23 protein-coding genes are annotated in these 21,802 nt (G+C 60.5%); 17 read left to right on the plus strand and 6 right to left on the minus strand.

The window, feature by feature from the left end; genetic code table 11:
* Nucleotides 1–264 precede the first annotated feature (264 nt).
* Entirely contained in the window at nt 265–531 is a 267-nt protein-coding gene (grxC, locus tag HNQ50_RS18030; RefSeq protein WP_184102612.1) for a glutaredoxin 3, read from the plus strand.
* A gap of 118 nt (nt 532–649) precedes the next feature.
* Here grxC and HNQ50_RS18035 read toward each other — a convergent pair whose 3' ends face one another.
* Nucleotides 650–1,069, minus strand: coding sequence for a YXWGXW repeat-containing protein (locus HNQ50_RS18035; protein ID WP_184102613.1), 420 nt, complete (start codon nt 1,067–1,069; stop codon nt 650–652).
* Between the two features lie 368 nt (nt 1,070–1,437).
* Here HNQ50_RS18035 and secB point away from each other — a divergent pair, with 368 nt between their 5' ends.
* From secB to HNQ50_RS18055, 4 genes are all read left to right on the plus strand, one after another.
* Complete coding sequence (gene secB / locus HNQ50_RS18040; protein WP_184102614.1) at nt 1,438–1,914, plus strand: protein-export chaperone SecB; 477 nt, start codon at nt 1,438–1,440, stop codon at nt 1,912–1,914.
* Nucleotides 1,915–1,924: 10 nt separating this feature from the next.
* A complete protein-coding gene (locus tag HNQ50_RS18045; RefSeq protein WP_184102615.1) occupies nt 1,925–2,347 on the plus strand; it encodes an SH3 domain-containing protein in 423 nt (140 codons plus the stop codon).
* Nucleotides 2,344–3,336, plus strand: a complete 993-nt coding sequence (locus tag HNQ50_RS18050; protein WP_184102616.1) for an NAD(P)H-dependent glycerol-3-phosphate dehydrogenase — start codon at nt 2,344–2,346, stop codon at nt 3,334–3,336. Before HNQ50_RS18045 ends, HNQ50_RS18050 begins: the two co-directional genes overlap by 4 nt.
* 164 nt (nt 3,337–3,500) lie before the next feature.
* The gene (locus HNQ50_RS18055; RefSeq protein ID WP_184102617.1) at nt 3,501–5,120 is read left to right on the plus strand and encodes an inorganic phosphate transporter; all 1,620 of its coding nucleotides are present in this window, start codon (nt 3,501–3,503) and stop codon (nt 5,118–5,120) included.
* Nucleotides 5,121–5,194: 74 nt separating this feature from the next.
* Here HNQ50_RS18055 and bioH read toward each other — a convergent pair whose 3' ends face one another.
* From bioH to HNQ50_RS18075, 4 genes are read right to left on the minus strand one after another with little or no spacing between them, the layout of a single operon-like run.
* Nucleotides 5,195–5,962, minus strand: coding sequence for a pimeloyl-ACP methyl ester esterase BioH (gene bioH, locus HNQ50_RS18060; protein ID WP_184102618.1), 768 nt, complete (start codon nt 5,960–5,962; stop codon nt 5,195–5,197).
* Nucleotides 5,959–7,143, minus strand: coding sequence for an 8-amino-7-oxononanoate synthase (gene bioF, locus HNQ50_RS18065; RefSeq protein ID WP_184102619.1), 1,185 nt, complete (start codon nt 7,141–7,143; stop codon nt 5,959–5,961). The genes bioH and bioF overlap by 4 nt, the downstream gene beginning before the upstream one ends.
* A 10-nt stretch (nt 7,144–7,153) precedes the next feature.
* Nucleotides 7,154–7,465, minus strand: a complete 312-nt coding sequence (locus tag HNQ50_RS18070) for an AzlD domain-containing protein (RefSeq protein WP_221303251.1) — start codon at nt 7,463–7,465, stop codon at nt 7,154–7,156.
* Complete coding sequence (locus HNQ50_RS18075; RefSeq protein WP_246428786.1) at nt 7,462–8,193, minus strand: AzlC family ABC transporter permease; 732 nt, start codon at nt 8,191–8,193, stop codon at nt 7,462–7,464. Before HNQ50_RS18075 ends, HNQ50_RS18070 begins: the two co-directional genes overlap by 4 nt.
* Before the next feature lie 107 nt (nt 8,194–8,300).
* Here HNQ50_RS18075 and HNQ50_RS18080 point away from each other — a divergent pair, with 107 nt between their 5' ends.
* Complete coding sequence (locus HNQ50_RS18080) at nt 8,301–8,855, plus strand: chorismate--pyruvate lyase family protein (RefSeq protein ID WP_184102620.1); 555 nt, start codon at nt 8,301–8,303, stop codon at nt 8,853–8,855.
* Nucleotides 8,856–8,919: 64 nt separating this feature from the next.
* Here HNQ50_RS18080 and HNQ50_RS18085 read toward each other — a convergent pair whose 3' ends face one another.
* Nucleotides 8,920–10,137: a WD40/YVTN/BNR-like repeat-containing protein gene (locus HNQ50_RS18085; protein ID WP_184102621.1), complete on the minus strand. Its 1,218-nt coding sequence runs from the start codon at nt 10,135–10,137 to the stop codon at nt 8,920–8,922.
* Between the two features lie 220 nt (nt 10,138–10,357).
* Between HNQ50_RS18085 and ubiA the strand changes: the two genes are divergently transcribed.
* From ubiA to HNQ50_RS18140, 11 genes are all read left to right on the plus strand, one after another.
* Nucleotides 10,358–11,233 (plus strand): 4-hydroxybenzoate octaprenyltransferase, encoded by an 876-nt coding sequence (gene ubiA / locus HNQ50_RS18090; protein ID WP_184102622.1) that lies wholly within the window; start codon nt 10,358–10,360, stop codon nt 11,231–11,233.
* Between the two features lies 1 nt (nt 11,234).
* Complete coding sequence (locus tag HNQ50_RS18095) at nt 11,235–12,065, plus strand: hypothetical protein (protein ID WP_184102623.1); 831 nt, start codon at nt 11,235–11,237, stop codon at nt 12,063–12,065.
* A gap of 80 nt (nt 12,066–12,145) precedes the next feature.
* The gene (locus tag HNQ50_RS18100; RefSeq protein ID WP_184102624.1) at nt 12,146–12,874 is read left to right on the plus strand and encodes a YebC/PmpR family DNA-binding transcriptional regulator; all 729 of its coding nucleotides are present in this window, start codon (nt 12,146–12,148) and stop codon (nt 12,872–12,874) included.
* Nucleotides 12,875–13,580: 706 nt separating this feature from the next.
* Complete coding sequence (locus tag HNQ50_RS18105) at nt 13,581–14,123, plus strand: YbhB/YbcL family Raf kinase inhibitor-like protein (protein ID WP_184102625.1); 543 nt, start codon at nt 13,581–13,583, stop codon at nt 14,121–14,123.
* 59 nt (nt 14,124–14,182) lie between these two features.
* Entirely contained in the window at nt 14,183–15,025 is an 843-nt protein-coding gene (locus HNQ50_RS18110) for a helix-turn-helix transcriptional regulator (protein ID WP_184102626.1), read from the plus strand.
* A gap of 60 nt (nt 15,026–15,085) precedes the next feature.
* Complete coding sequence (locus HNQ50_RS18115) at nt 15,086–16,906, plus strand: CHASE2 domain-containing protein (RefSeq protein ID WP_184102627.1); 1,821 nt, start codon at nt 15,086–15,088, stop codon at nt 16,904–16,906.
* Nucleotides 16,906–17,460, plus strand: coding sequence for an SH3 domain-containing protein (locus HNQ50_RS18120; RefSeq protein WP_184102628.1), 555 nt, complete (start codon nt 16,906–16,908; stop codon nt 17,458–17,460). The genes HNQ50_RS18115 and HNQ50_RS18120 overlap by 1 nt, the downstream gene beginning before the upstream one ends.
* Complete coding sequence (locus HNQ50_RS18125; RefSeq protein WP_184102629.1) at nt 17,460–18,353, plus strand: M48 family metalloprotease; 894 nt, start codon at nt 17,460–17,462, stop codon at nt 18,351–18,353. The genes HNQ50_RS18120 and HNQ50_RS18125 overlap by 1 nt, the downstream gene beginning before the upstream one ends.
* Nucleotides 18,354–18,463: 110 nt before the next feature.
* Nucleotides 18,464–19,000, plus strand: coding sequence for a MarR family winged helix-turn-helix transcriptional regulator (locus HNQ50_RS18130; RefSeq protein ID WP_184102630.1), 537 nt, complete (start codon nt 18,464–18,466; stop codon nt 18,998–19,000).
* Nucleotides 18,997–20,157, plus strand: a complete 1,161-nt coding sequence (locus tag HNQ50_RS18135; protein WP_184102631.1) for an MFS transporter — start codon at nt 18,997–18,999, stop codon at nt 20,155–20,157. The genes HNQ50_RS18130 and HNQ50_RS18135 overlap by 4 nt, the downstream gene beginning before the upstream one ends.
* Before the next feature lie 267 nt (nt 20,158–20,424).
* Entirely contained in the window at nt 20,425–21,747 is a 1,323-nt protein-coding gene (locus HNQ50_RS18140) for a methyl-accepting chemotaxis protein (RefSeq protein WP_184102632.1), read from the plus strand.
* Nucleotides 21,748–21,802 lie beyond the last annotated feature (55 nt).

The raw sequence follows: 21,802 nt of genomic DNA on the forward strand, positions 1-21,802 counted from the left end.
CTCTTTCGTTTTCGCCGTTTCGCTGTTGTGTCTGCAGCGGAGAAACCGAACTATACGGACCATCCCCGGACCCGTCAACACCTTCCTGCAATATTCTTGACCCATTTCGGTCAAATATCTGATCCGTAAGCGTTTTTGAGCTGGAATATTCTTGCGTACCCCGCTCTACCCCTTGTAGCTGGCCATTCCACCCTCATAATTGATGCTGTAGCCGGTGTGTTTTCGGCGTTTTTTTGCGCACTTATATATAGAGATACTGAAGCGATGCCCAAAGTCCTGATGTACAGCACCGGGGTGTGCCCATATTGCATGATGGCGGAACGGTTGTTGAGCCAGCGTGGTGTGACCGAGATTGAAAAGGTCCGTGTAGACCTGGAAGCCGGTCGCCGGGAAGAAATGATGAGTCGCACCGGACGACGCACTGTGCCGCAGATATTTATTGGCGAAACCCATGTTGGCGGGTTTGATGATCTGTCGGCGCTGGATCGGGCCGGCGGTCTTGTGCCATTGCTGGCAGGCGAAAGCGCCTGACGCTGTTCGCTCCCCGGAAAACAAAACCCCGCATCAGCGGGGTTTTGTTTTGGCCGGTTACCGCCCCCTATATCCCTGTATATATATAGGGACGGATCCAGGGGCGGAACGATCGGACTCAGACGCGCCAGGCGCCCTTGATCCAGACCCAGCCGCCATGACCGTTGTACTGCCATACCCAGTGGCCCGGTACCCAGTAATGGCGGGGTGATGGGGCGACCGGAATTTGTTCGACGATCACAACAGGCATCGGCGGTACGGCTTGTTCTACCCAGCGACCATGAACCCAGAACCAGTCGTTGCCTTCCCATTTCCAGTGACCGGCCACCCAGCCCCAATCCGACCCAGGCGCCGTGCCACGGTCTTCATGAATGGGAGCCGGCATCTTGCGGACCACCGGTTGTGCAACGACGGTTTCTCTGACGACCACTTTTTCACGGGTGGCGCAGCCTGAGAACGCGCCCACGATACAGGCTGCAGCGACGGTCAGCGTGATCACGCCAGACGGTGCGAATGTGTTTTTGCCCGACAACTTCATGTTGCTACTCCTGATACTTTGATTTTGTTGTATTGCCCCTGTGCGCCAGTGCGCTTTTACCGGCGACGCGCAGCAATCAACGGGGCAGCTTCCTGCGGGTTGACCCGGTGTTACCGTTCGGCGGGCAGGCGGTGATATCGCTCACCTGAGCGGTTCGGCGGTACGCGTCTGCGGTTCTTGGGGGAGCGTGTGGGGTGAAATCAACGGCAAGCGGTCAACCGGCATTTCACCCGATGCATGTTGTGGCGTTTCGTGCGATGATTTCGCCCGCGGGTGCGCTCGCAAGCCAGTGCGCACAGAGCGCATTGTTTCAACGATGATATGAATGAGTCGCGCGACCCAAGCGCAATACCAAGGAAGGAATCGCGATGAGCGAACAGAATCAAGAAGCGAAGCAACCGGTCTTCGCTGTCCAGAAAGTGTATGTAAAAGATGTGTCGCTGGAATCGCCCAACAGCCCGCAAAGCTTTATGGAGCAGGAACAGCCGGAGTTCGCCGTACAGTTCCGCAATTCGGCGACCAGCTTTGACAACGGGTTTTACGAAGCCTCGCTGACTGCCACCGTGCAGGCCAAAGTGGGCGACCGTACCCTGTTCCTGGTTGAAGTGACCCAGGGCGGCCTGTTCACCATCGAGAATATTCCGGCAGAAGAAATGGATCCGCTGCTGGGTATTGGTTGCCCGAGCATTCTGTTCCCGTACCTGCGTGAGGCCGTATCGGACCTGACCACGCGTGCCGGTTACATGCCATTCCTGCTGCAGCCAATCAATTTCGAAGCCATCTATCTGCAACAGCGCGCCCAGGCCGCTGCAGCACAAAACGATGCAGAACAGACTACCCACTAAGGCGTTCTGGATGACCGCGCTGCTGGCCTTGCTGGCTAGCAGTGCGGCCCACGCCCTCGACATCCGTTCGGTCTCCCGCCATGGCGTCGTGCTGTATCAGGCGCCGCAAGATTCCAGCAAAAAGCTTTACGTGGTCAGCCGCGATACCCCCCTTGAAGCGCTGTCGGAAACCGACACCTGGGTACGCGTGCGTGATCGTGATGGCACGCTGGCATGGGTGCACAAGGCCGATCTCTCCACCCGCCATTTTGTTCAAGTTGTGAAGCCGCTGGATGTGCGTCAGCGTGCTGATCTGGATTCCCCGGTTCTGCTGCACGCCGACAAGGACGTGCTGCTGGAACTGATCGACAACAACCACGCCGGGTGGCTCAAAGTGAAACACCGTGATGGCGTGGTGGGTTATGTCAGGATCGAGGAGGTTTGGGGCGCATGAAGTTAGCTGTACTGGGCGCAGGGGCATGGGGCACCGCGCTGGCAATCCGTTTTGCGGAACTGCATCAGGTGGTGCTGTGGTCGCGTGATGCCGATCAAGCGGCAAGCATGGCAGCGTCACGCAGTAATCCACGCTATCTGCCGGATGTGGTGTTTCCCGCCAATCTGAGTGTTGAAGCCGATTTTGCCCAAGCTGTCGCCGGTGCCGATCTGGTGCTGGTGGTTACGCCGCTGTCTGGCTTGCGCCCAACACTGAAGGCATTGCGGGCGCTGGATCAGCGTGCACCGTTGTTGTGGGCATGCAAAGGTCTGGAAGCGGGCACGATGAAGTTTCCGCATCAGGTGGCTGACGAAGAAATGGCCGCCGACGTACCGCGCGGCATGCTCTCTGGCCCCAGCTTTGCGCAAGAAGTGGCACGGGGTCAGCCCGCCGCCGTCACCATTGCGTCAAACAATCCCCAATTTGCCCGTGAAACCGTCAATGCGCTCAACACCAGCGTGTTACGGCTGTATGCCAGCGACGATCTGATCGGCGTGGAGATTGGCGCGGCCGTGAAAAACGTACTGGCGATTGCCGCCGGTATTTGCGATGGCTTGAATCTGGGCCTGAACGCCCGTGCTGCGCTGCTCACACGCGGGCTGGTGGAAATGGCGCGTTTTGGTGCGGCGGTGGGTGCACACCAGGAAACCTTTATGGGTCTGGCCGGCATTGGCGATTTGTTGCTGACGGCGACGGGTGATCTCTCCCGTAATCGCCGTGTTGGTTTGTTGCTGGCCCAAGGTCTGAATCTGGATGATGTACTGGCCAATCTGGGTCATGTCGCCGAAGGCGTGCCCGCAGCGCGGGAAGTCCTCAAGCAGGCCCAGGCGCTGGGTGTGGATATGCCTATTACCGAGGGGGTCTGTCGCGTGCTGTTTGAAAACGCGAAAGTCAGCGAGGTCATCAGCACCTTGATGGAACGCGCACCCCGCATGGAAAACGGCCTTTAAGGCCGTTTTTTTTCGCCCTGTTCATGGCACTCCACCATCAAGCTTTAACAGGGGTTTCTGATTTACTTCACCAACGGTCAGTCTGGCTGACGTCATCACGAATCTGCAACAAATCGTGAGTAGGTTCAGGGGGTTACACAACCCCTTCAACCCGGAGATTCGTCATGTCTGACGCCACGACCGCTGACTCTGCCTTGTCAGCCAGCAACAGCCGTCTGCAACTCGAAAAGAAGAACGGTCCCTTTGCCGCCTTGCTGTTTCTGGTCCTGTTGGTGGCCGGTCTGGCATTTACGACATTCAGTCTTGTTAACGATATCGACACCGCGTCCACACCGCAAAGCAGTTGGTTGCCTTATGGCTTGCTGGGTCTGGCCATGCTGATTGCGCTGGGCTTTGAGTTCGTCAACGGCTTTCACGATACCGCCAACGCCGTTGCGACCGTGATCTACACCAACACGCTGCCCGCCACCTTTGCCGTGGTCTGGTCTGGCTTCTTCAATTTCCTGGGGGTGTTGCTGTCGAGCGGCGCGGTCGCCTTCGGCATCATTTCGCTGTTGCCGGTCGAATTGATTTTGCATGTCGGCAGCAACGCCGGCTTTGCCATGGTGTTTGCACTGTTGCTGGCGTCCATTATCTGGAACCTTGGCACCTGGGCGCTGGGTTTACCCGCCTCCAGCTCGCACACCCTGATTGGCTCTATCATTGGCGTGGGCATTGCCAACCAGTTGATGGCCGCCGGTAACACCCACACCAGCGGTGTCGATTGGGGTCAGGCGCTCAATGTCGGCAAGTCGCTGCTGCTCTCTCCCATCATCGGCTTTATCTGTGCCGCTTTGCTGCTGGTGGTACTCAAAGCGCTGGTCAAAGTGCCGGCACTGTACAAAGAGCCCAAGCCGGGCAAGGCACCGCCGTGGTGGATTCGTGGTTTGCTGGTGCTGACCTGCACTGGCGTGAGCTTTGCGCATGGCTCCAACGATGGCCAGAAAGGCATGGGTCTGATCATGTTGATCCTGATCGGGATTCTGCCGACCACCTACGCGCTCAACCGCGCCATGCCGGAAAAAGATGTGCTGACGTTCCAGGCCGTGTCACAGCAGGCCTCCCACACGCTGGCCCGTTACGCCACCGGCAATGCGCCGGCAGATTTTCGCGCTGAGGTGGAAAAATACGTGCAATCGCACCAGTTGCAGCCGCAAACCATGGCCGCCGTCACGACCCTGTCGGATACGGTGTCCGAGCAAATTGGTCACTACGACAACCTGCAGCAAGTGCCGCATGCCGTGATCCAGAACGTGCGCAATGACATGTACCTGAATTCTGAAGCGCTGCGTATTTTGCTCAAGGATGAGCATAGCGGCCTGAACGACACCGATAAGGCCGTACTGGGTAACTATCGCAAGTCACTGGATGGCGCGACCAAATTCATTCCCAACTGGGTGAAGATTGCGGTGGCCATTGCGCTGGGTCTGGGCACGCTGGTGGGCTGGAAACGCATTGTGGTCACGGTGGGTGAGAAGATCGGCAAAACCCATCTGACCTATGCCCAGGGCGCCAGTGCCGAACTGGTGGCCATGGCGACCATTGGCGCAGCCGATGCCTACGGTCTGCCGGTGTCCACCACGCATGTGTTGTCATCCGGGATTGCCGGCACCATGGCGGCCAACAAATCGGGGCTGCAGATGTCCACGGTGCGTAACCTGGTGATGGCCTGGGTGCTGACCTTGCCCGCCGCCATGCTGTTGTCTGGCACCTTGTACTGGGTGTTCAGCCAGTTCACCCACTAAGGGCGTACTGGTAGCCGCTGACAAAAAACCCGGCACTGGCCGGGTTTTTTGATTGGGTATGCATCATCCATGCATCAGACCGAGCGCAAAAATGCGCGCTGGGCCGCGACAAACTCATCCAGATGCGACAGGAACGGCACATGCGCCGCGCCCCGATAAGCATGAAGCTGCGCGCCCTTGATGTGTTGGGCCAGCCACTCCCCTGCTGCCAGCGGGGTCATGGCATCACGATCACCATAATGCAGCATGACGGGCAGATCGAGCGCGCCGACCTCAGGCCGCAGATCGGTCTCGCGCAGAATATCCAGGCCGCGTTGCAAAGCGGAGGGATCTGGTTCGCCATTGTTGAACAGATCATCGACCAACTCCCGCGCAATCGCCCGCGCCTCGCCACCACCCATGGTCTGCAAAGAGATAAATCGCTTGAGTGTGCCTTTCCAGTCCCCCGCCAGGTTGTCGGTGAACTGCTGCAGCACCGCCAGCGGGGTGGCTTGCGGCCAGTCGTCGCGCTGGGCAAAACTGGGCGACGACGCCACCAGGGTGAGCGAGCGGATTTTCTCCGGCTGCGTCAGCGCCCAACGTGTGGCAACCGCGCCGCCCAATGACCAGCCCACCACGTGGACCGGAAACGGAAAAGTTTGATCCACGGCGGCGACAAGGGCGTCGAGCGTATAAGGGCTGAGCGTGGCGCTGCTGCCGCAGCCAGGCAGATCGACCAGCGCACAGCTATATTCATCTGCCAGTTGTCCGGCGACACGCTTGAACACCATGCGGTTCATGGCCCAGCCATGCAGAAACACGACGGTCTCGCCCTGGCCCAGGGTATCGAAATAAACGCTCAAGACAGACTCCGTAATACATTGGGAAGCAGCGCCAGCACGTCTTCAACCAATTGCTGAACCTGCGCCGCATCATGCGCGGCGGACAATGTCAGGCGCAAACGCGGGGTCGGCACCGTGGGTGGGCGAATAGCGGCCACCCAGTGCCCGCGTTCCCGCAAGGCGGCCGAGAGCGCCAGGGCCGCTTCACTGGAGGGCATTTGTAGCGGCTGAATTGCAGTGGATGACGGCATCAGCATGCATCCTCCCGCCGCGAGGCCCTCACGCAGGGTTGCGATGTGGGTTTGCAAGCGTTCCCGCCGCCAGGCTTCTTGAGCAATGACATCCACGCTGGCACTGACGGCGTCGGCGATCAGCGCGGGTGCCGCAGTGGTGTAGATATACGGACGCGCCATATTGATCAGATAGTCGATCACTATCTCTTCTGCTGCGACGAAGGCCCCTGCTACCCCGGCCGCTTTGCCCAGGGTGGCCATGTAAATGATGCGGGGCGATGCCAGCCCGAGTTCAGCCAGACTGCCGCGCCCGTCACCCAGCACACCAAAGCCGTGGGCATCGTCGATGAACAGCCATGCGTCGTGGCGCTCTGCCAGCGCCAGCAGCGCAGCCAGTGGCGCGGTATCGCCATCCATACTGAACACGGCATCGACAGCGATCAGTTTGCGGCGGGCCGGCGTATCGGCCAACTGGCGCTCCAGCATGGCCAGATCATTGTGTGCATAGCGTTTGAAGGTCGCGCGCGACAGCAGGCAGGCATCGTTGAGCGAGGCGTGGTTGAGTTTATCGGCAAACACGGCGTCTTCCCGCCCGACCAGCGCGGTAATGACCGCCAGGTTAGCCAGATAACCCGTCGCCAGAGTCAGCGCCGCTGGCTTGCCCACAAAGGCCGCCAGCTTGCGTTCGCATGCTTCGTGCGCGGCTTGATGGCCGCACACCAGATGCGATGCGCCGCTACCCACACCCCAGCGCTCTGCGCCGGCCTGCGCTGCCGCCACAATGCGCGGATGGGCAGCAAGGCCCAGATAATCGTTGCTGCAAAAATTGCTGAGCGTGACGCCATCGACCGTCACCGTCGGCCCTTGCGGCGTACTCACCACCGGCCGTCGCCGGTACAGATGTGCAGCGCGGCGTTCAGCCAGGTCCGCTTCTAGTGCGGCAAACAGTTCATCAGAAGCAGTTGTCATGCGTTTCCCGTCAAAACAGCCATTGCCATAATCCAAACACCACCAACCCGCCGCCAATGCCCCACAGCAAATGCCGGGTGCGCCAGACAATCAGGCCCGTGACCAATGCACCGATCAATTGCGCATTGCGCCAGTCCAGCGCCAGGTGATCGTGCTGGATCAGCACCGTAGGCACCACAATCGCCGTCAGCACGGCGGTGGGCACATAGGCCAGCGCCTGCTTGAGCCGGTGGGGGATATGCCCTTTGCCCAACCACAAACCCACCCGCACCGGGTACGTGACCGCGGCCATACCGACAATCAACAAAAGGGTCGAGATCATGCGCGTTTGCCCTCCACGCTGGCCACCGCCATGCCCACTGCAATCCCTGTGAATGCCGCCGCCATCAAACCCAGTTTGTAGGGCAGCCCGTTGGCGAGCATCGCCACCGCGCCGGCACTGAGTGCGGCGGCTACTTGCGAGCGGCTCTTCAACAAGGGCACCACGATGCCGACAAAGGTGGCCACCATGGCGAACTCCAGCCCCCAGCCGGCAATGCCCGGCACACTGTGGCCAATGGCAATGCCCACGGCGGTCCAGAACAACCAGTTGCCATACATGGCGCTGGCCGAGCCCATGTAATAGCTGGCAACCCGCACCGGTTCGCCACTATCGATCTTGTGGTAGACGATGGCAAAGGTTTCATCGGTCAGAAACCAGGCCATAAAGGCGCGCATGGGTTTGGCGATGCGCTGCACGTGCGGCATCAGCGTCGCGCTGTACAAGGCATGCCGCAGATTCACGATCAGTGTCGTGGCAACGATCACCGGAATAGATGCGCCGGCCGCCAGCAAGGTAACTCCGACAAACTGGCTGGAGCCGCCGTAGACCAGAATCGACATCAGCATCGTGGCCCAGGGTTGCAGGCCCGCCGTTGAGGCCAGCGTGCCAAAGATCACGCCAAATGGCGCGGCCCCCACCAGCATGGGCAAGGTATCGCGCGCGCCTTGCCAGAAACCGGCAGCGGGCACGGTCCCGGGGTTCGCAGAATCAGAAACAGTGTTATCCATCTACCCGATGATAAAACGGGAAGGTGCTGATTGTATCGGTGCAGTTGATCCGGTCAGTTAGCCGAACAGTGCATATAATGGCGCACCGGAACGTTACCCCGAACCCAATGCCTCACCAGTCCCGTTGGCATCACCCTCTGTGCATCGCGCCGCGCAAACTCAAACCGTGGCTCACCGAACGCGGCTCACTCACAGCCCGTCTTGTTGCACACTTCCCGTGCTTTTCGGTTCGTGTACTGCGCCAGAACGCACGCACCGTGCATCGTGATGAACTGCGCACACTTCATGTACAGCGGCAGCAAAAGGCCATCACGCGTGATGTGCTGTTGATGAGTGGCGAAACGCCGCTGGTGTATGCGCACAGCGTCGCCACCCGCGCCGCGACCCGCCGTGGTTTCCGGCGCTTGCGCGGCATTGGCAATCGCTCGCTGGGGTCCATGTTGTTTGCCGATCCAACCATCCGCCGCAGTCCCCTGGCTTGGCGGCGGGTCGATCAACGTCATCCTTTATGGCAACAGGCCCGCGCGGCGGTAGGCCCGTTGCCGCGCGGCTTGTGGGCACGGCGCTCGCTGTTTGCCAGCGGGTCAGACCTGCTGCTGGTCACCGAGGTCTTCCTGCCCCCCGCGTTTGACGTGCCGTTTGGTGCAGTAAACACCCGCTAAACCCGGCAGTGGCATGAAAAAAACCCCGGCAACTGGCCGGGGTTTTGTCTGGTGCTGCGGCGTATCAGTACGACAAGGTATTGGTGCCGCCCGTACCCAGCGCCAGCAAACGGTAATAGTCGAAGCTCAGCGAACGCAGATCGGAGGAGGTCTGCGCATTGCTGGCTGTCCAGCTATTGCCGGTGGTGGTGCCATTCAGCGCCACACCCGCGCCACCGACGGCCACAAATTGTGAGCCATAGGTCACCGAATACAGGTTCTCGGTCGTCGAGGAGGTCTGCGGTGTCCAGGTTGCAGCATCCGTACTTTGCAGGATGGTGCCATTGGCGCCCACCGCGACATACACGCTGTTGCCGGTGGCGATACTGTACAGATCCGCCGTATTGCTGTTGGTCAGCGTGGTCCACTGCCAGCCGTCGGTACTGGACATCAACAGGCCGCCCTGACCCACTGCGTAGAAGGTCAAATTGGTGGCGTCCCAGGTGATCCCGTAGATATTTTTGGTGGTCGGCGGAGTTTGCAGGGTCCAGTCATAGGCATTGGTCGACGTCATCACCGTGCCATTGTCCCCAACAGCAACGTAATAGGAGCCGTTTTGGGCGATGGCCCGCAAGTTGGCGGTACTGACCCCGCTGGTAGGCTGCAATGTCCAGGTGACGCCATCCGGGCTGGTCACAATAGTGCCGTTGGCCCCCACGGCAACGTAAACGTCGGCCAGCGCGGTTGTGTATGTTGCTGCATACAAATCCTGCGTCGTTGTCGTGCTTTGCGGCACCCAGGTCGTGCCATCCGTACTTGTCAGCGCTGAACCACCCGCCCCGACGGCCAGATACGTCCCCGCATTGAAGGTCTGACCATAAATATTGGCGGCCGACATGGCCGAGCCATTGGTCCAGGTGTACCCGGATGCCACTGGCACGACAGAGATCGCTGCCGTGGCCGGGCCGGCCTTGCTACTGCCGGTGTTGGCATTCATCAAGAAGGAATACACGCTGCCGTTGGTCAGGCTGGTCACAACATAAGGCGAAGTCACGCCATTGATCAGCTTGCTCTCGGGTTGCGACAAGACATTCGCCACCGTGAGCGCGGAGGTCTGCCCGCCAAACAACCAGTAGTTCACACCCAACTGTTGATCCCACAGCACAATGGCCGCGCCATCGGCAGGCAGTACCTTGAAACCGCTCGGTGCGGGCTGGCCGGAAGAGGAAGAGTCACCCGCATTGCAGGCGGCCAGCAAGGCGCAGGTGCCGGCAATGGCAACCCAGTTGAAAAGCTTGTTCACGATGAACGGATTCCCTGTTGGTTGACTCCGCAAACGCGGAATATTCTGGATTATGTGTGCCGCATCGCCAGCAGATTCCGGCGGGCAGCTTTGTCATTAACGTGCCATCGCGCCACCGGATTACACGCACGTGAGCGGTCAGGGAAGTTCTGTACGACTTTCCAGCGCCGGGTGCTTTGCGGCACACTGCGCGCTTGCACCAACCTGCCCACCAGTCACCATGAATACCACCGCCAAACCGTCACGCCTGTCGCTGTACCTTCGCCTGACCCGCATGGATAAACCTATCGGCACATTGCTGCTGTTGTGGCCCACGCTGTGGGGGCTGTGGTTTGCCGGCGCAGGACACCCGGATGCCCTGGTGGTGGTGATTTTTGTGCTAGGCACATTTCTGATGCGTTCAGCCGGCTGTGTGATCAACGACTACGCCGACCGCGACTTTGACGGCCATGTGGAACGCACCAAAAATCGCCCGATGGCGGCAGGCATGGTGAGTACCAAAGAAGCCCTGTGGCTGGCCACTATCCTGGCGCTGATTGCGTTTGCGCTGATACTGCCGCTCAACGCGCTGACCAAATGGATGTCCATCCCCGCCGTATTTGTGGCCGCCAGCTACCCGTTTACCAAGCGCTTTCTGGCGATCCCGCAGGCCTATCTGGGCATTGCTTTCGGTTTTGGTATTCCCATGGCCTTTGCCGCCCTGACTGGCACCTTGCCTGCACTGGCGTGGCTGTTGCTGCTGGCCAACGTGTTCTGGAGCGTGGCCTATGACACCGCCTATGCCATGACTGACCGGCCGGACGATCTGAAAATCGGCATTCGCACCTCTGCCATTACCTTTGGCCGGTTTGACGTGGCCGCCATCATGCTGTGTCACTTTGTCTTTCTGGGCTTGATGGCGCTGGGCGGCTATCTGGCCGGACGCGGTGTGCCTTATGCCATTGGCCTGGCAGCGGCCTTCTTGTTGATGGTGTTCGACCAGTACCCGCGCATTCGCGGGCGAGAACGCCAACCCTGCTTCCAGGCTTTTCTGGCCAACAACCGCATCGGTGCCGTGATCTTTGCCGGTCTGCTGATCGACTACTGGCTGCACTGATTTGCGTGCAGACCCGCGCCATGTGGCACTGACGCTGTCCGATCTGGAGTCCGGCACCGCGCGCCAGTGGTACTGGCTGGAAATCGCCGCGCTCTACCCGGCCCAGCCCGCCTCCCGCACCACCCGCCTGGTGTGCCGGCTGATACAGCGCTTCGGCCCCTTGCTCTGCTGGTCTGCCCTTCTGAAAAGCGGGCTGCAAGGCACCGGTTTATATGCGCCGCAGATGCAACTGTTGCAACGACGCACACGTCAGGTCATGCAAGATGCGGCGCTGTTTACGGCCGTTATTCCCATGTTGCTGGCCGGCTTTGGCCGCCTGCCCGCCACGGTGGCCTTCACCTTGTGGCTGGGCGTGTTTCTGGGGCCGGTCTGGCTGGCGTTCAACATTGTGCGCAAGACACCAGCCCCCGCCGTCGCGAATATCGATAGCGACGAAGAGCTACCTGATTCCGCTGGCCCGGAAGATGTGGTGGGCCTGCAAGCCATGCTGGTCGCCACCGGCATTGCGCCACGCCAGGCGGGCCAATTGATCAATAGCCTGCATACCGAACCCTTAAGCGCCCTGCCCATGCTGGGCAGCTTGCTGCCGGAACTGGCCGCGCCGCCCCCTGGCCGGCGCGAGTACATCCTTAACGCGGTGCGCACCTGGCTGGCGGTCATGTTGCCGGTGGCGCTGGCTGCGGCTTATCTGCCACTGATCGCCACCCTGGTGCTGTGCGTGGGCTGGAGCGCACTGGCCGTAGCACGGGCTGGCCGCCGTCGGGCGGCGGCGCTGGTGATACTCGCGGCACTGATCGCCTGGGGGTTTGGCCGTTTGTCACACTGGCTATAACACCTGGCGACTCTCCTGTTTACGGGCGCTGTGCTAAAATCCCCGGCTATTTTCTTTTACCGAATTCAGGAATCCGCATCATGGCCGGCCATAGCAAATGGGCGAACATTCAACACCGTAAAGGCCGTCAGGACGCCAAGCGCGGCCAGGTCTTCACGCGACTGATCAAGGAAATCACGGTTGCCGCCAAAATGGGCGGAGGCGATCTTGCCATGAACCCGCGCCTGCGTCTGGCGGTGGATAAGGGTCTGGCGGCGAACATGCCCAAAGACAACATCCAGCGCGCCATTGAACGCGGCACTGGCACGCTGGAAGGCGTGGACTATGTTGAAACCCGCTACGAGGGTTACGGCATTGGCGGTGCAGCCGTCATGGTGGACTGTCTGACCGACAACAAGACCCGTACTGTTGCAGATGTGCGTCATGCTTTTTCCAAGTACGGCGGCAATATGGGCACTGACGGTTGCGTGGCGTTCCAGTTCAAGCACTGCGGTTATCTGATCTTTGCGCCCGGCACCAACGAAGACGCACTGATGGAAGCCGCACTGGAAGCTGGCGCAGAAGACGTGGTGACCAACGATGACGGTTCGATTGAAGTGATCACCCCGCCATACGAGTTTGTCGGCATCCGCGATACGCTCGAAGCAGCCGGTTTCAAGGCCGAAATGGGCGAAGTCAGCATGAAGCCGCAAGGCGAAACTGAATTGCTGGGCGACGACGCCATCAAGATGCAAAAGCTGATTGATGCGCTGGAAAGCCTGGACGACGTGCAAGACGTGTACACCACTGCGGTGATGGACGAAGAGTAAAACCCCGGTCCTTGCGCTGTGTGACCTGAAAAACCCGTTCCGTGTGAACGGGTTTTTTGTTTTGGGGCGGCAGTGGGCGGTGCCTTTGGTGTTGGTGTTGGTGTTGGTGTTGCCGTTGGTGTTGCCGTTGGTGTTGATGTTGATTTTCTTCCCCCATCAAAGCCCAGCGCCGAAGGAGTGGAGGGAGACCTCAGGCTCCCGACCGACTGAGGGCAGCCCGGAGGGCCGCCAGGCTGGGGTCGCCTTTCTTTGCCTACTTTCTTTGGCGACGCAAAGAAAGTAGGGTGCTCCGGCCACCGCCGGTATCAAATGCTTTCAACACCTGCGCCGCAAGGCGCTAACACGCATCCATTGCAACGGTGGATTGTCGCTTCGCTCCGAATCCACCCTACAGCCAGCCTTGCGAAGGCCACCACCTATGGCCAGACTGGATTCCCGCCAAGGGGGCCGCCGAGGTCGGGAATGACGAGTAAATGGCAATGCCGTCAAACCATGCTTGCATATATGGCTCCCCGGATTCCCACCCTGCCAGCCTCCATCCGGGCCACAAAGAGCCCCTGGCCAGCAAAGGCCACAAACCCGCGCACCCCATCAAACATCAATCTGATCGAATCAGCACCAAACCTGACCACCCCGGCACTGCACACCCAAGCCTCCCGCCAGATACTGGCTACACCTTCCCGCCACCTTCTCAAGGAGCCCGACCATGAAAGCCCGCATTGCCGCCTGCTTCATCGCCAGCACCATCTTCAGCGCCAGCGCCGCTGAGCAATTTGAAGTGACCAGCCCGGACCTGCAATCGGGCAGCTTCAACAACAGCCAGATTGCCGGCAGTTTCGGTTGCCAGGGCGGGAACACTTCGCCACAAGTCACCTGGCACAATGCCCCGGCCGGAACCAAAAGCTTTCTGGTCACCATGTACGACCCGGATGCACCCACGGGCTCGGGCTTCTGGCACTGGGTGCTGGCCAACGTACCGGCCAGCGCCAACAATCTGCCCCGTGGTGCCGGTGGCAATGCCAGCCTGTTGCCTGCCGGCGTGCTGCAACTGAGCAATGACACTGGCAAGCCCGGTTATCTGGGGCCCTGCCCACCTACCGGCGAGACCCACCGTTACGTGATTACCGTGACCGCGCTCAATGTGGATAAACTGCCCATTGAACCAGGTGTGACGCCTGCGGTAGCCGGCTTTGTCGCCCATTTCCAGACTCTGGGCCAGGCCACCTTTACCGCTCGTTATGGTCGCTAACCCCACCGCCCCAACCGGGGCGGTGTTTATGTTTATCCTGATGGAGTTTTGAGGCCCGCATGGAACGCACCATCGTCACCCGTCCCGGCATCGGCGCCAGCGCCCGCATCTTGCAATTCGGCGGGTTGGAGATGGCACGCGTGCCACTGGACCAGGCGTTTTTGATCATTGTGCTGGCCGGCAGCAAACTCATGCGCTGGGGCGAGCAGGAATGCCTGGTGGAAGCGGGGCAAGCCATCGCCATTGCCCCGGGCCAGACCTTTGATGTGACCAATCGCCGACCACACGATGGTGTCTATGAGTCGCTGTGGCTCACCTGGGAAGCACCGCTGATTGCCCGGTACAGTAGCGGCGTACAAGCGGCAGGCAGCGTAGAAGATGCGCTGCTCTTGCCCATGCTCAAGCCAGCGCTGATGCAGGCTTTTGAGCACGCCCGTGGCGCGCTGGCCGACGCCACCATTCCGGATGAAATCGCCGCGCATCGCATGCTGGAAGTGCTGCTGTGCCTGGCAGCCCAGGGCGCACGCTTCAAGCCAGAGGCCCCGGCCACCCTGACCCAGCGCGTACGCACTTTGATCAAATCCGCTCCGGCACATGAATGGCGCGGGCCGGAACTGGCGGCACAATTGGCGATGAGTGAAGCCACCTTGCGCCGCAAACTGGCGGCCGAAGGGGTGTCTTTGTCAGACTTGCTGGTCGACGTGCGCATGTCGCTGGCGCTGATCCTGTTGCAAAGCACGGATCAGCCGGTGTCGCAGATTGCACTGGATGCCGGTTATGAGTCGCAATCCCGCTTTGCCATCCGCTTTCGCAAACGCTTCGGCTTTGCCCCAAGCGAGGTCCGCGGGCATTTGCGGAGCAATACTCCCGCAGCACAATCCGGTACTTTGCGGCGCGCCTGATTGGGTCTGGCGGTGGGTCGTGATATAAATCTGCGCAATATCACAATCCACTGTGCGCATATGTGGCAACAACGCTTGGGCTTCTGGCCCGTCTTGCTGGTCATGCTGCTGTTGATTGCCGCAGATTACGGTGCGCTGCATCTGTCACGCGCGGTGGACCACGCCGTCAATGACCGGTTGTTGGCCCGGCACGCCACCACACGCACACCGTCACCCGATATCGTGCTGGTCGACATTGACCAGAAAAGCCTGACCGCACTGGCGGATGAAGCCGGCAGTTGGCCGTGGCCGCGTGCCATTCATGCAGAAATGCTGGATGCCATTGCCCGGCAGCAGCCCAAAGCCATCATCTTTGACCTGATGTTCAACGAGCCCGATACCTTCCGGGCTGACAGCGACAAACTGTTTCAGGACACCGCCCGCGCCCACGCCAGCTTGCTGTATCTGCCCAGTGTGCAACTGGTCGACGGCACCGGGCCGTTGCTGCGCAACCTGCCACCCTCACTGGGCCTGCAACGCGCACCCGATGCCGACCCCAACGCCAGCGTCCCGCTATTGCTCCCCTGGGCCATGCCGCAGGATGTCTGGCGCGGCGGCTTGATCAATTTTCTGGCCGATGCCGATGGCACCGGCCGGCGTTACCGCCTGGTGCAAACCGTGGCCGGCTGGCGTATTCCTTCATTGCCGGCCCAATTGGCCACCGACCAGCACTGGCCAGTGCCCCCCGCCAGCGCCATCACGCTGAACTGGACCACGCCACACGCCCGCGTCAGTTACAGCGATCTTTATCTGGATTTCAACAGCGAACACCCCAAGCGCGCGGCCAATGAGTTTGCCGGCAAGATCGTGATCGTGGGGACCGCCGCGCCGGGTTTGCAAGACCTGCGCCCCACGCCACTGGGTAGCACCTGGCCTGGTGTGGAAATCCTCGCCACAGCGATTGATAACCTGGCGCACCAGGACTGGCTGCAACAGCCGCACCGGCTGGGCTTTGCCATCTGGGCGCTGGTGCTATGCACGCTGCTGGTCGCCGGCTTTGGCCGTGGCATCAATACGCTGGGGCTGGGTGTCGCCTTGCTGGTGGTGACGCTGGTCAGCGGGGTCGCCGGGTGGCTAGCGCTAGGCCGGCACTGGCTGTTACCGCTCTATGCACCTTTGGTGTTTGCCTGGTTGTGTTACGTACTCTGCGCCTTGCAAGCCTGGCTGGCGGAAAAACGCCGGCGTGAGCGCACCATGCAGATGTTCGGCCGCTTTCTGGACCCGCGTGTGGCCAGTGCGCTGGTCGATAGCGGCGACACCAGCGCCAGCATGCAGCCACAGACCCGCAACATTACCGTGCTGTTTTCCGATATCCGGGGCTTCACCACACTTTCAGAAAGCCGCCCGCCCGAATACATTGTGACGCTGCTGAACCAGTACTTCACCCGCCAGGTCGAAGTGGTCTTCAAGCATGGCGGTACGCTGGATAAATTCATTGGCGATTGCATCATGGCCTTCTGGGGCGCGCCTGCCGACGATCCGGACCACGCCCGCCACGCCGTGGCCGCTGCGCTGGAGATGGCCAAAGAGCTGGAAGCGTTTCGCCAGTCCCTGACCGACCTGGATGTGCCGTTTGATGTGGGCATCGGTATTCATACCGGCCCGGCTGTGGTGGGGTTCATTGGCGCGCCCTCGCGGCTCGATTACACCGTGATTGGCGACACGGTGAACCTGGCCAGTCGTATCGAAGGACAAACCAAAGGCATTGCGCGGGTATTGGTGTCTGAGGCCACCCGGGCGGCTTGTGGCACCCACGGCGAGTTTGATTTTGTTGATCACGGTTCGCATCAGGTGAAAGGCCGCGATCAGCCCGTACAGTTGTATTCCCCCAGGGAAAAATAATGAAAACACAACCGCACTTGTTTCAACGTTGCCGATTATCTGCCCTGGCTTTATGGCTGGGCCTGGCACTGGCCGGTCACGCATTGGCGGAAAGCGGTGTCTTGATCCGCACCTCCGACCTCAAACAAAAACCGTTTCTGGATGCCACCACCACCGGCAGCGTGGCCAGCGGCAGCAATGTCACCATCACCAGCCGGCAGGGGGCCTGGTTGCAGGTCAAGTCTGCCAATGGCCAGAGCGGCTGGGTCAAGCTCTTGAATGTGCGTACCTCTACCGGCACCAGCAGTGGTTCGGTGGGCGGCACGCTAGGCACACTGGGCAAGGTGATCACCACCGGATCATCCGGGACCACGGTCACTACGGGCGTGAAGGGTCTGACCAGTGGCGAGGTCACCTCTACCCACCCGGACCCGCAGCAACTGAACAAACTCAACGGTTATGCCACCAGTTCCAGCCAGGCCGCACAAAGCGCCCGCTCGGCCAATCTGAGCCGTAAAAGCGGCGTGCCGGATATCAGCCCCACCAGCACCGCCACGCCAGGGAGCAACCCATAATGCGCCACACTTTGCTTGCTCTCGCGCTGAGCGCGACGTGTGTGATGCCGGCCCAGGCGGCCAACCTCAATGACATTCTGAACCAGCTTGGCAACAACCCGGACCTCGTCAACGCCATTGGCAGCACGGTCAAGAATTTTGCCGATGCCAATCGCAATATTGGTCCGCAAGAAGAACAAGAAATCGGCAACGGTCTGGCCTCCAACATGTTGGGCGCGGCACCGCTGGTCAACGATCCCAATCTGCAGCGCTATGTCAACGACGTGGGCGTGTGGGTTGCCAGCCAGAGTGGCGTCACCGGGATCAACTGGCGCTTTGGGGTGATCGATACCAACACCATCAACAGTTTTGCCATGCCCGGCGGCGTTGTGTTCATTACCAAGGGCCTGCTGGCCCAGTTGCATAGCGAGGCGGAACTGGCGTGCGTGCTGGGGCATGAATCCACGCACGTGCTGCGCCATCACCATCTGCGCGCCATTCAGTCCGCGTCTGGCAAAGATGCGCTCTCCAGCGCGCTGCAAGGCGTGGTGGCCTACAAGGGCAACCAGCAGGCACAGCAGATCGGCGCCAATCTGGCATCCGGTTTCTCTGAGGTCTATGTGCGTGGGCTGGACAAGAGCGACGAATTTGAAGCCGATATCAATGGCATGGTGCTGTGCGCCCGCGCCGGCTACAACCCGTACGCCCTGCCGGCCGTGTTGCAAACACTGGATGCCCTGAACCCGCAGGACTCCAATCTGCAAATGATGTTCAGTACCCATCCCAGCCCACGCGCACGGCTGGACAAGATAGACCAGGTGGTGGGTGACCGGTTGGAACCCTGGGCCAGCGGCACAGAAAACACCGTGCGCTTTGGCGCCGCCACAGCGCACTACACCACCTCGAACCGTTGATCTGACCACAAGCCGTTTGTCTCCCGGGGCAAACGGTTTTGCTTTTGCTACCCACCCGTTATATGCATGATGCATACATCAGACTGCATGTATCGCGGGAGGGCGTCACCATGGCATTGCCTGTCGAGAACCTGCTGGGGGTGCTGGCCCTGCATGTCATGGACGAAATGCAGGACCTGCCCGCGCCCACAGCACTGCATGGTCTGACCACGCGCGCCGCGCTCAACGCGGTCCATGCCTCGCCTGGTTGTTCCATTGAAACCCTGCGTGAAGCACTAGACCTCTGTCACCCCGCTGCCGTACGCGCCGTGGCCGGCCTGGCGCAAGCCGGCCTGGTCAGCAAGGATGCAGGCCGCGACAAGCGCACGCTAGCGCTCAACCTGACCGAGACCGGCAAGATCGAACACGCCCGCATCATGCGCGCCCGCGACAGCATGCTCTCCCGCGTGGTAGGACGGCTGGATGCAACGGAGCAGCAAACGCTGGAACAGTTGCTGGTCAAAATGCTCTGGCATGAGACACGCGACAGCCCGCATTCCATGCGCTTGTGCCGCCTGTGCGATGATGGGCCCTGTCTGGCTGCGGGTTGCCCGGTGGAAAACCGTGCGGCCGATCTTCCTTTGCCTTTGCGTGAAATCTCCCCATGAATACCGCAACCCGCGCCACCGACTGGCGCGCCATCATCGCCCTGACCAGCGTGTCCAGCCTGGCCCAGATCGGCCAGTTCGGTTTTGGCTTTATGGTGCTGCCGTTATGGCTGGCGGATCACGGCATTGACCCTGCCCGGGCCGGCGTATTTGCGTCCATGCAGTGGGTCGGCATGCTGGCGGGGTTGATGGGCACGCCGTGGCTGGCGGCACGGATTGGTCCGCGCCGTGCGGTACTGGCCGGGTTGCTGGTCAGTGCGGCTGGTTTTGGACTGATGCCCTGGGTCACCTGGCCCAGGTGGCTGCTGAGCGCCGCGTTGATTGGCGCGGGTCTGGGCATGCGCTGGATCGCCAACGAGTCCTGGTTGTATGGCCTGGTGCCCCCGGCATGGAGTGGCCGGGTGGTCGGCGCCCACGAAACCTTGATTTCGCTGGCCGAGATCATTGCACCTGGCCTGGCACTGGCATTGGGCAGCAGCGGCAACGCGCCCTTTGTGGCCGGCATTGTCATGAGCCTGTCTGCTGCTCTGCCTTTGTGGCTGGCCCGCCAGCCCGATCACCTGGATGTTGACCACAGCACCGCCGCCCCCGGCCAGTTGCGCTTACCCGTGGTGCAATTGGGGTTGGCCACCGCATTGGTGGGCGGCTTATGTGCCGGCGCGCTCTACGGTTTGTTCCCGCAGTTTGCCGCCGCGCGTCATCTGACCGCCACGCAAACCGCCAGCCTGCTGGCGGTGTTGGGCGTGGGCGCCATGCTGTGGCAGATTCCGGTCGGCTGGCTGGCGGATCGGGCGGGCCTGGCCGGCGCGGTCCTGGCTGCTGCACTAACCGCCTTGCTGGCCTGTGCCCTGTTGTTGCCGGGTAATGCGCTCGCCCTGGGCGTAGGTGTCTTTTTACTGGGCGGGGTCAGTGCCGCGTTTCTCACCCTGGCCGTCTATGCCGCAGCCACGCGGCCCGCCGGCCAGATTGCGCGGGTCATGCGCTGGATTACCGTGACCTACACCGGCGCGTCCATTGTCGGGCCCCTGGGCGCAGGCGTCGCCATGAAAACCATCAGTGCCGATGCGCTGGTCTGGCAAGAGGCCGCTCTGACCCTGCTTCTGGCCATCCTTGCGCTGTGGTGCGCCAGCCGGGTCCGCACCCAGGCGCTGGCCTGACGGGTTTGCGAGCGTGGTTACTGTCGGCATCTACACGCAACAACCCGCTTTTTCCCGGCCGCGTTGACCGATCTGCGACATTTGGAACCGTTCTGACACCCTGATATGGATATCAGATTGTCATTGCCTTGCTGTCGCATATAGTAACTATCAGGCCCGCACAACCGGACACGGCAAACCGCAAATTTGCCGAGCCAATACCTTATTAGTCTCCTGGAGTGCGCGCCTGTCTGGCCGTCTTGATTGTCGCGCCCCCGAGGAGATCGCATGTTTAATCAGCACATGAAAGAACAGCTTACTGAGCAGGCCCATCAGCTCAAGCAGCAAGAGGCTTTTTTGCACGCACTGGATCGCTCCATGGCGGTCATTGAATTTCAGCCTGATGGCACGATCATCAACGCCAACGACAATTTCCTCAAAGTCACCGGCTACACCCGTAGCGAATTACAGGGCAAGCATCACCGCATTCTGTGCGACAGCACTTACACCGCCAGCCCGGAATACGCCGATTTCTGGCGGCGCCTGGCCGGGGGCGAATACTTTAGCGGCCACTACAAACGCATCGCCAAAGACGGCCATCGCATCTGGCTGGAAGCCACCTACAACCCCGTCTTTGATGATCATCACAAGGTCTTCAAAGTCATCAAGTTTGCCCAGGACATTACCCAGCAAATTGAACACGATCTGGCGCAGGAAAACATGCTTAGCGCCATCGACCGCTCCATGGCGGTGATCGAGTTCAACATGGACGGCACGGTGATTAGCGCCAACGAAAACTTCCTTAAGGCCACGGGTTACCGGCTGGATGAAATCAAGGGCCAGCACCACCGCATGTTCTGCCAGCCTGATTACCGCAACAGCCAGGAATATACCGACTTCTGGCGCGCGCTCAATCGCGGCCAGTTCATGTCCGGCCAGTTCAAGCGCATGAACAAGCAAGGCGCCGAGCTCTGGCTGGAAGCCACCTATAACCCGATCTTTGATAGCGATCATAAGCCGTACAAGGTGGTGAAGTTTGCCAATGACATCACCCTGCGCATGGAGCAACAAGAAGCCGATGCGCAGAACGCCCGCCACGCCTATGAGATCTCGGAAGAAACCGACGCCGTCTCGGAACAGGGCAAGCAGGTGATCCAGAACGCCGCGCAAGAGATGCACGACATCGCCAGCAATGTGCAATCGGCATCCCGGCTGATTGAAGATCTGGGCTCCAAATCCAGCCAGATCAGCAGCATTGTGAACACCATCAAGGAAATTGCCGATCAGACCAACTTGTTGGCACTGAACGCGGCCATTGAGGCCGCCCGTGCCGGCGAACAAGGCCGGGGATTTGCGGTGGTGGCCGACGAAGTGCGCAAACTGGCGGAACGCACGGGTGAATCGACCACGGAAATTGCCGGCATGACCAGCAAGATTCAGGAAGGCACACGCTCTGCCATCCAGAGTATGGAGGCCTGTGTGAATCAGGCCAATGACGGGGTGAACCTGGCCAACCAGGCGGGCGATGCCATTATCCGCATCAGCGAGGGTTCCAAGCAGGTGGTGCGGGTGATCCGGGAGTTCTCTTCGGTCAAGACGGCCCAGTTGTAAGGTCACCTGCGGCCACAAAAAAGCCCCTTTTACAGGGGCTTTTTTATTGGTGATT

It is taken from the genome of Silvimonas terrae (genome assembly GCF_014202765.1).
Classification (GTDB): Bacteria; Pseudomonadota; Gammaproteobacteria; order Burkholderiales; family Chitinibacteraceae; genus Silvimonas; species Silvimonas terrae.

Coding starts and splice junctions, on each gene's coding strand:
- grxC (WP_184102612.1), top strand. CDS start 265: ATGCCCAAAGTCCTGATGTACAGCACCGGGGTGTGCCCATATTGCATG.
- HNQ50_RS18035 (WP_184102613.1), bottom strand. CDS start 1,069: ATGAAGTTGTCGGGCAAAAACACATTCGCACCGTCTGGCGTGATCACG.
- secB (WP_184102614.1), top strand. CDS start 1,438: ATGAGCGAACAGAATCAAGAAGCGAAGCAACCGGTCTTCGCTGTCCAG.
- HNQ50_RS18045 (WP_184102615.1), top strand. CDS start 1,925: ATGACCGCGCTGCTGGCCTTGCTGGCTAGCAGTGCGGCCCACGCCCTC.
- HNQ50_RS18050 (WP_184102616.1), top strand. CDS start 2,344: ATGAAGTTAGCTGTACTGGGCGCAGGGGCATGGGGCACCGCGCTGGCA.
- HNQ50_RS18055 (WP_184102617.1), top strand. CDS start 3,501: ATGTCTGACGCCACGACCGCTGACTCTGCCTTGTCAGCCAGCAACAGC.
- bioF (WP_184102619.1), bottom strand. CDS start 7,143: ATGACAACTGCTTCTGATGAACTGTTTGCCGCACTAGAAGCGGACCTG.
- HNQ50_RS18070 (WP_221303251.1), bottom strand. CDS start 7,465: ATGATCTCGACCCTTTTGTTGATTGTCGGTATGGCCGCGGTCACGTAC.
- HNQ50_RS18075 (WP_246428786.1), bottom strand. CDS start 8,193: ATGGATAACACTGTTTCTGATTCTGCGAACCCCGGGACCGTGCCCGCT.
- HNQ50_RS18080 (WP_184102620.1), top strand. CDS start 8,301: ATGCCTCACCAGTCCCGTTGGCATCACCCTCTGTGCATCGCGCCGCGC.
- ubiA (WP_184102622.1), top strand. CDS start 10,358: ATGAATACCACCGCCAAACCGTCACGCCTGTCGCTGTACCTTCGCCTG.
- HNQ50_RS18100 (WP_184102624.1), top strand. CDS start 12,146: ATGGCCGGCCATAGCAAATGGGCGAACATTCAACACCGTAAAGGCCGT.
- HNQ50_RS18105 (WP_184102625.1), top strand. CDS start 13,581: ATGAAAGCCCGCATTGCCGCCTGCTTCATCGCCAGCACCATCTTCAGC.
- HNQ50_RS18110 (WP_184102626.1), top strand. CDS start 14,183: ATGGAACGCACCATCGTCACCCGTCCCGGCATCGGCGCCAGCGCCCGC.
- HNQ50_RS18115 (WP_184102627.1), top strand. CDS start 15,086: ATGTGGCAACAACGCTTGGGCTTCTGGCCCGTCTTGCTGGTCATGCTG.
- HNQ50_RS18120 (WP_184102628.1), top strand. CDS start 16,906: ATGAAAACACAACCGCACTTGTTTCAACGTTGCCGATTATCTGCCCTG.
- HNQ50_RS18125 (WP_184102629.1), top strand. CDS start 17,460: ATGCGCCACACTTTGCTTGCTCTCGCGCTGAGCGCGACGTGTGTGATG.
- HNQ50_RS18130 (WP_184102630.1), top strand. CDS start 18,464: ATGGCATTGCCTGTCGAGAACCTGCTGGGGGTGCTGGCCCTGCATGTC.
- HNQ50_RS18135 (WP_184102631.1), top strand. CDS start 18,997: ATGAATACCGCAACCCGCGCCACCGACTGGCGCGCCATCATCGCCCTG.
- HNQ50_RS18140 (WP_184102632.1), top strand. CDS start 20,425: ATGTTTAATCAGCACATGAAAGAACAGCTTACTGAGCAGGCCCATCAG.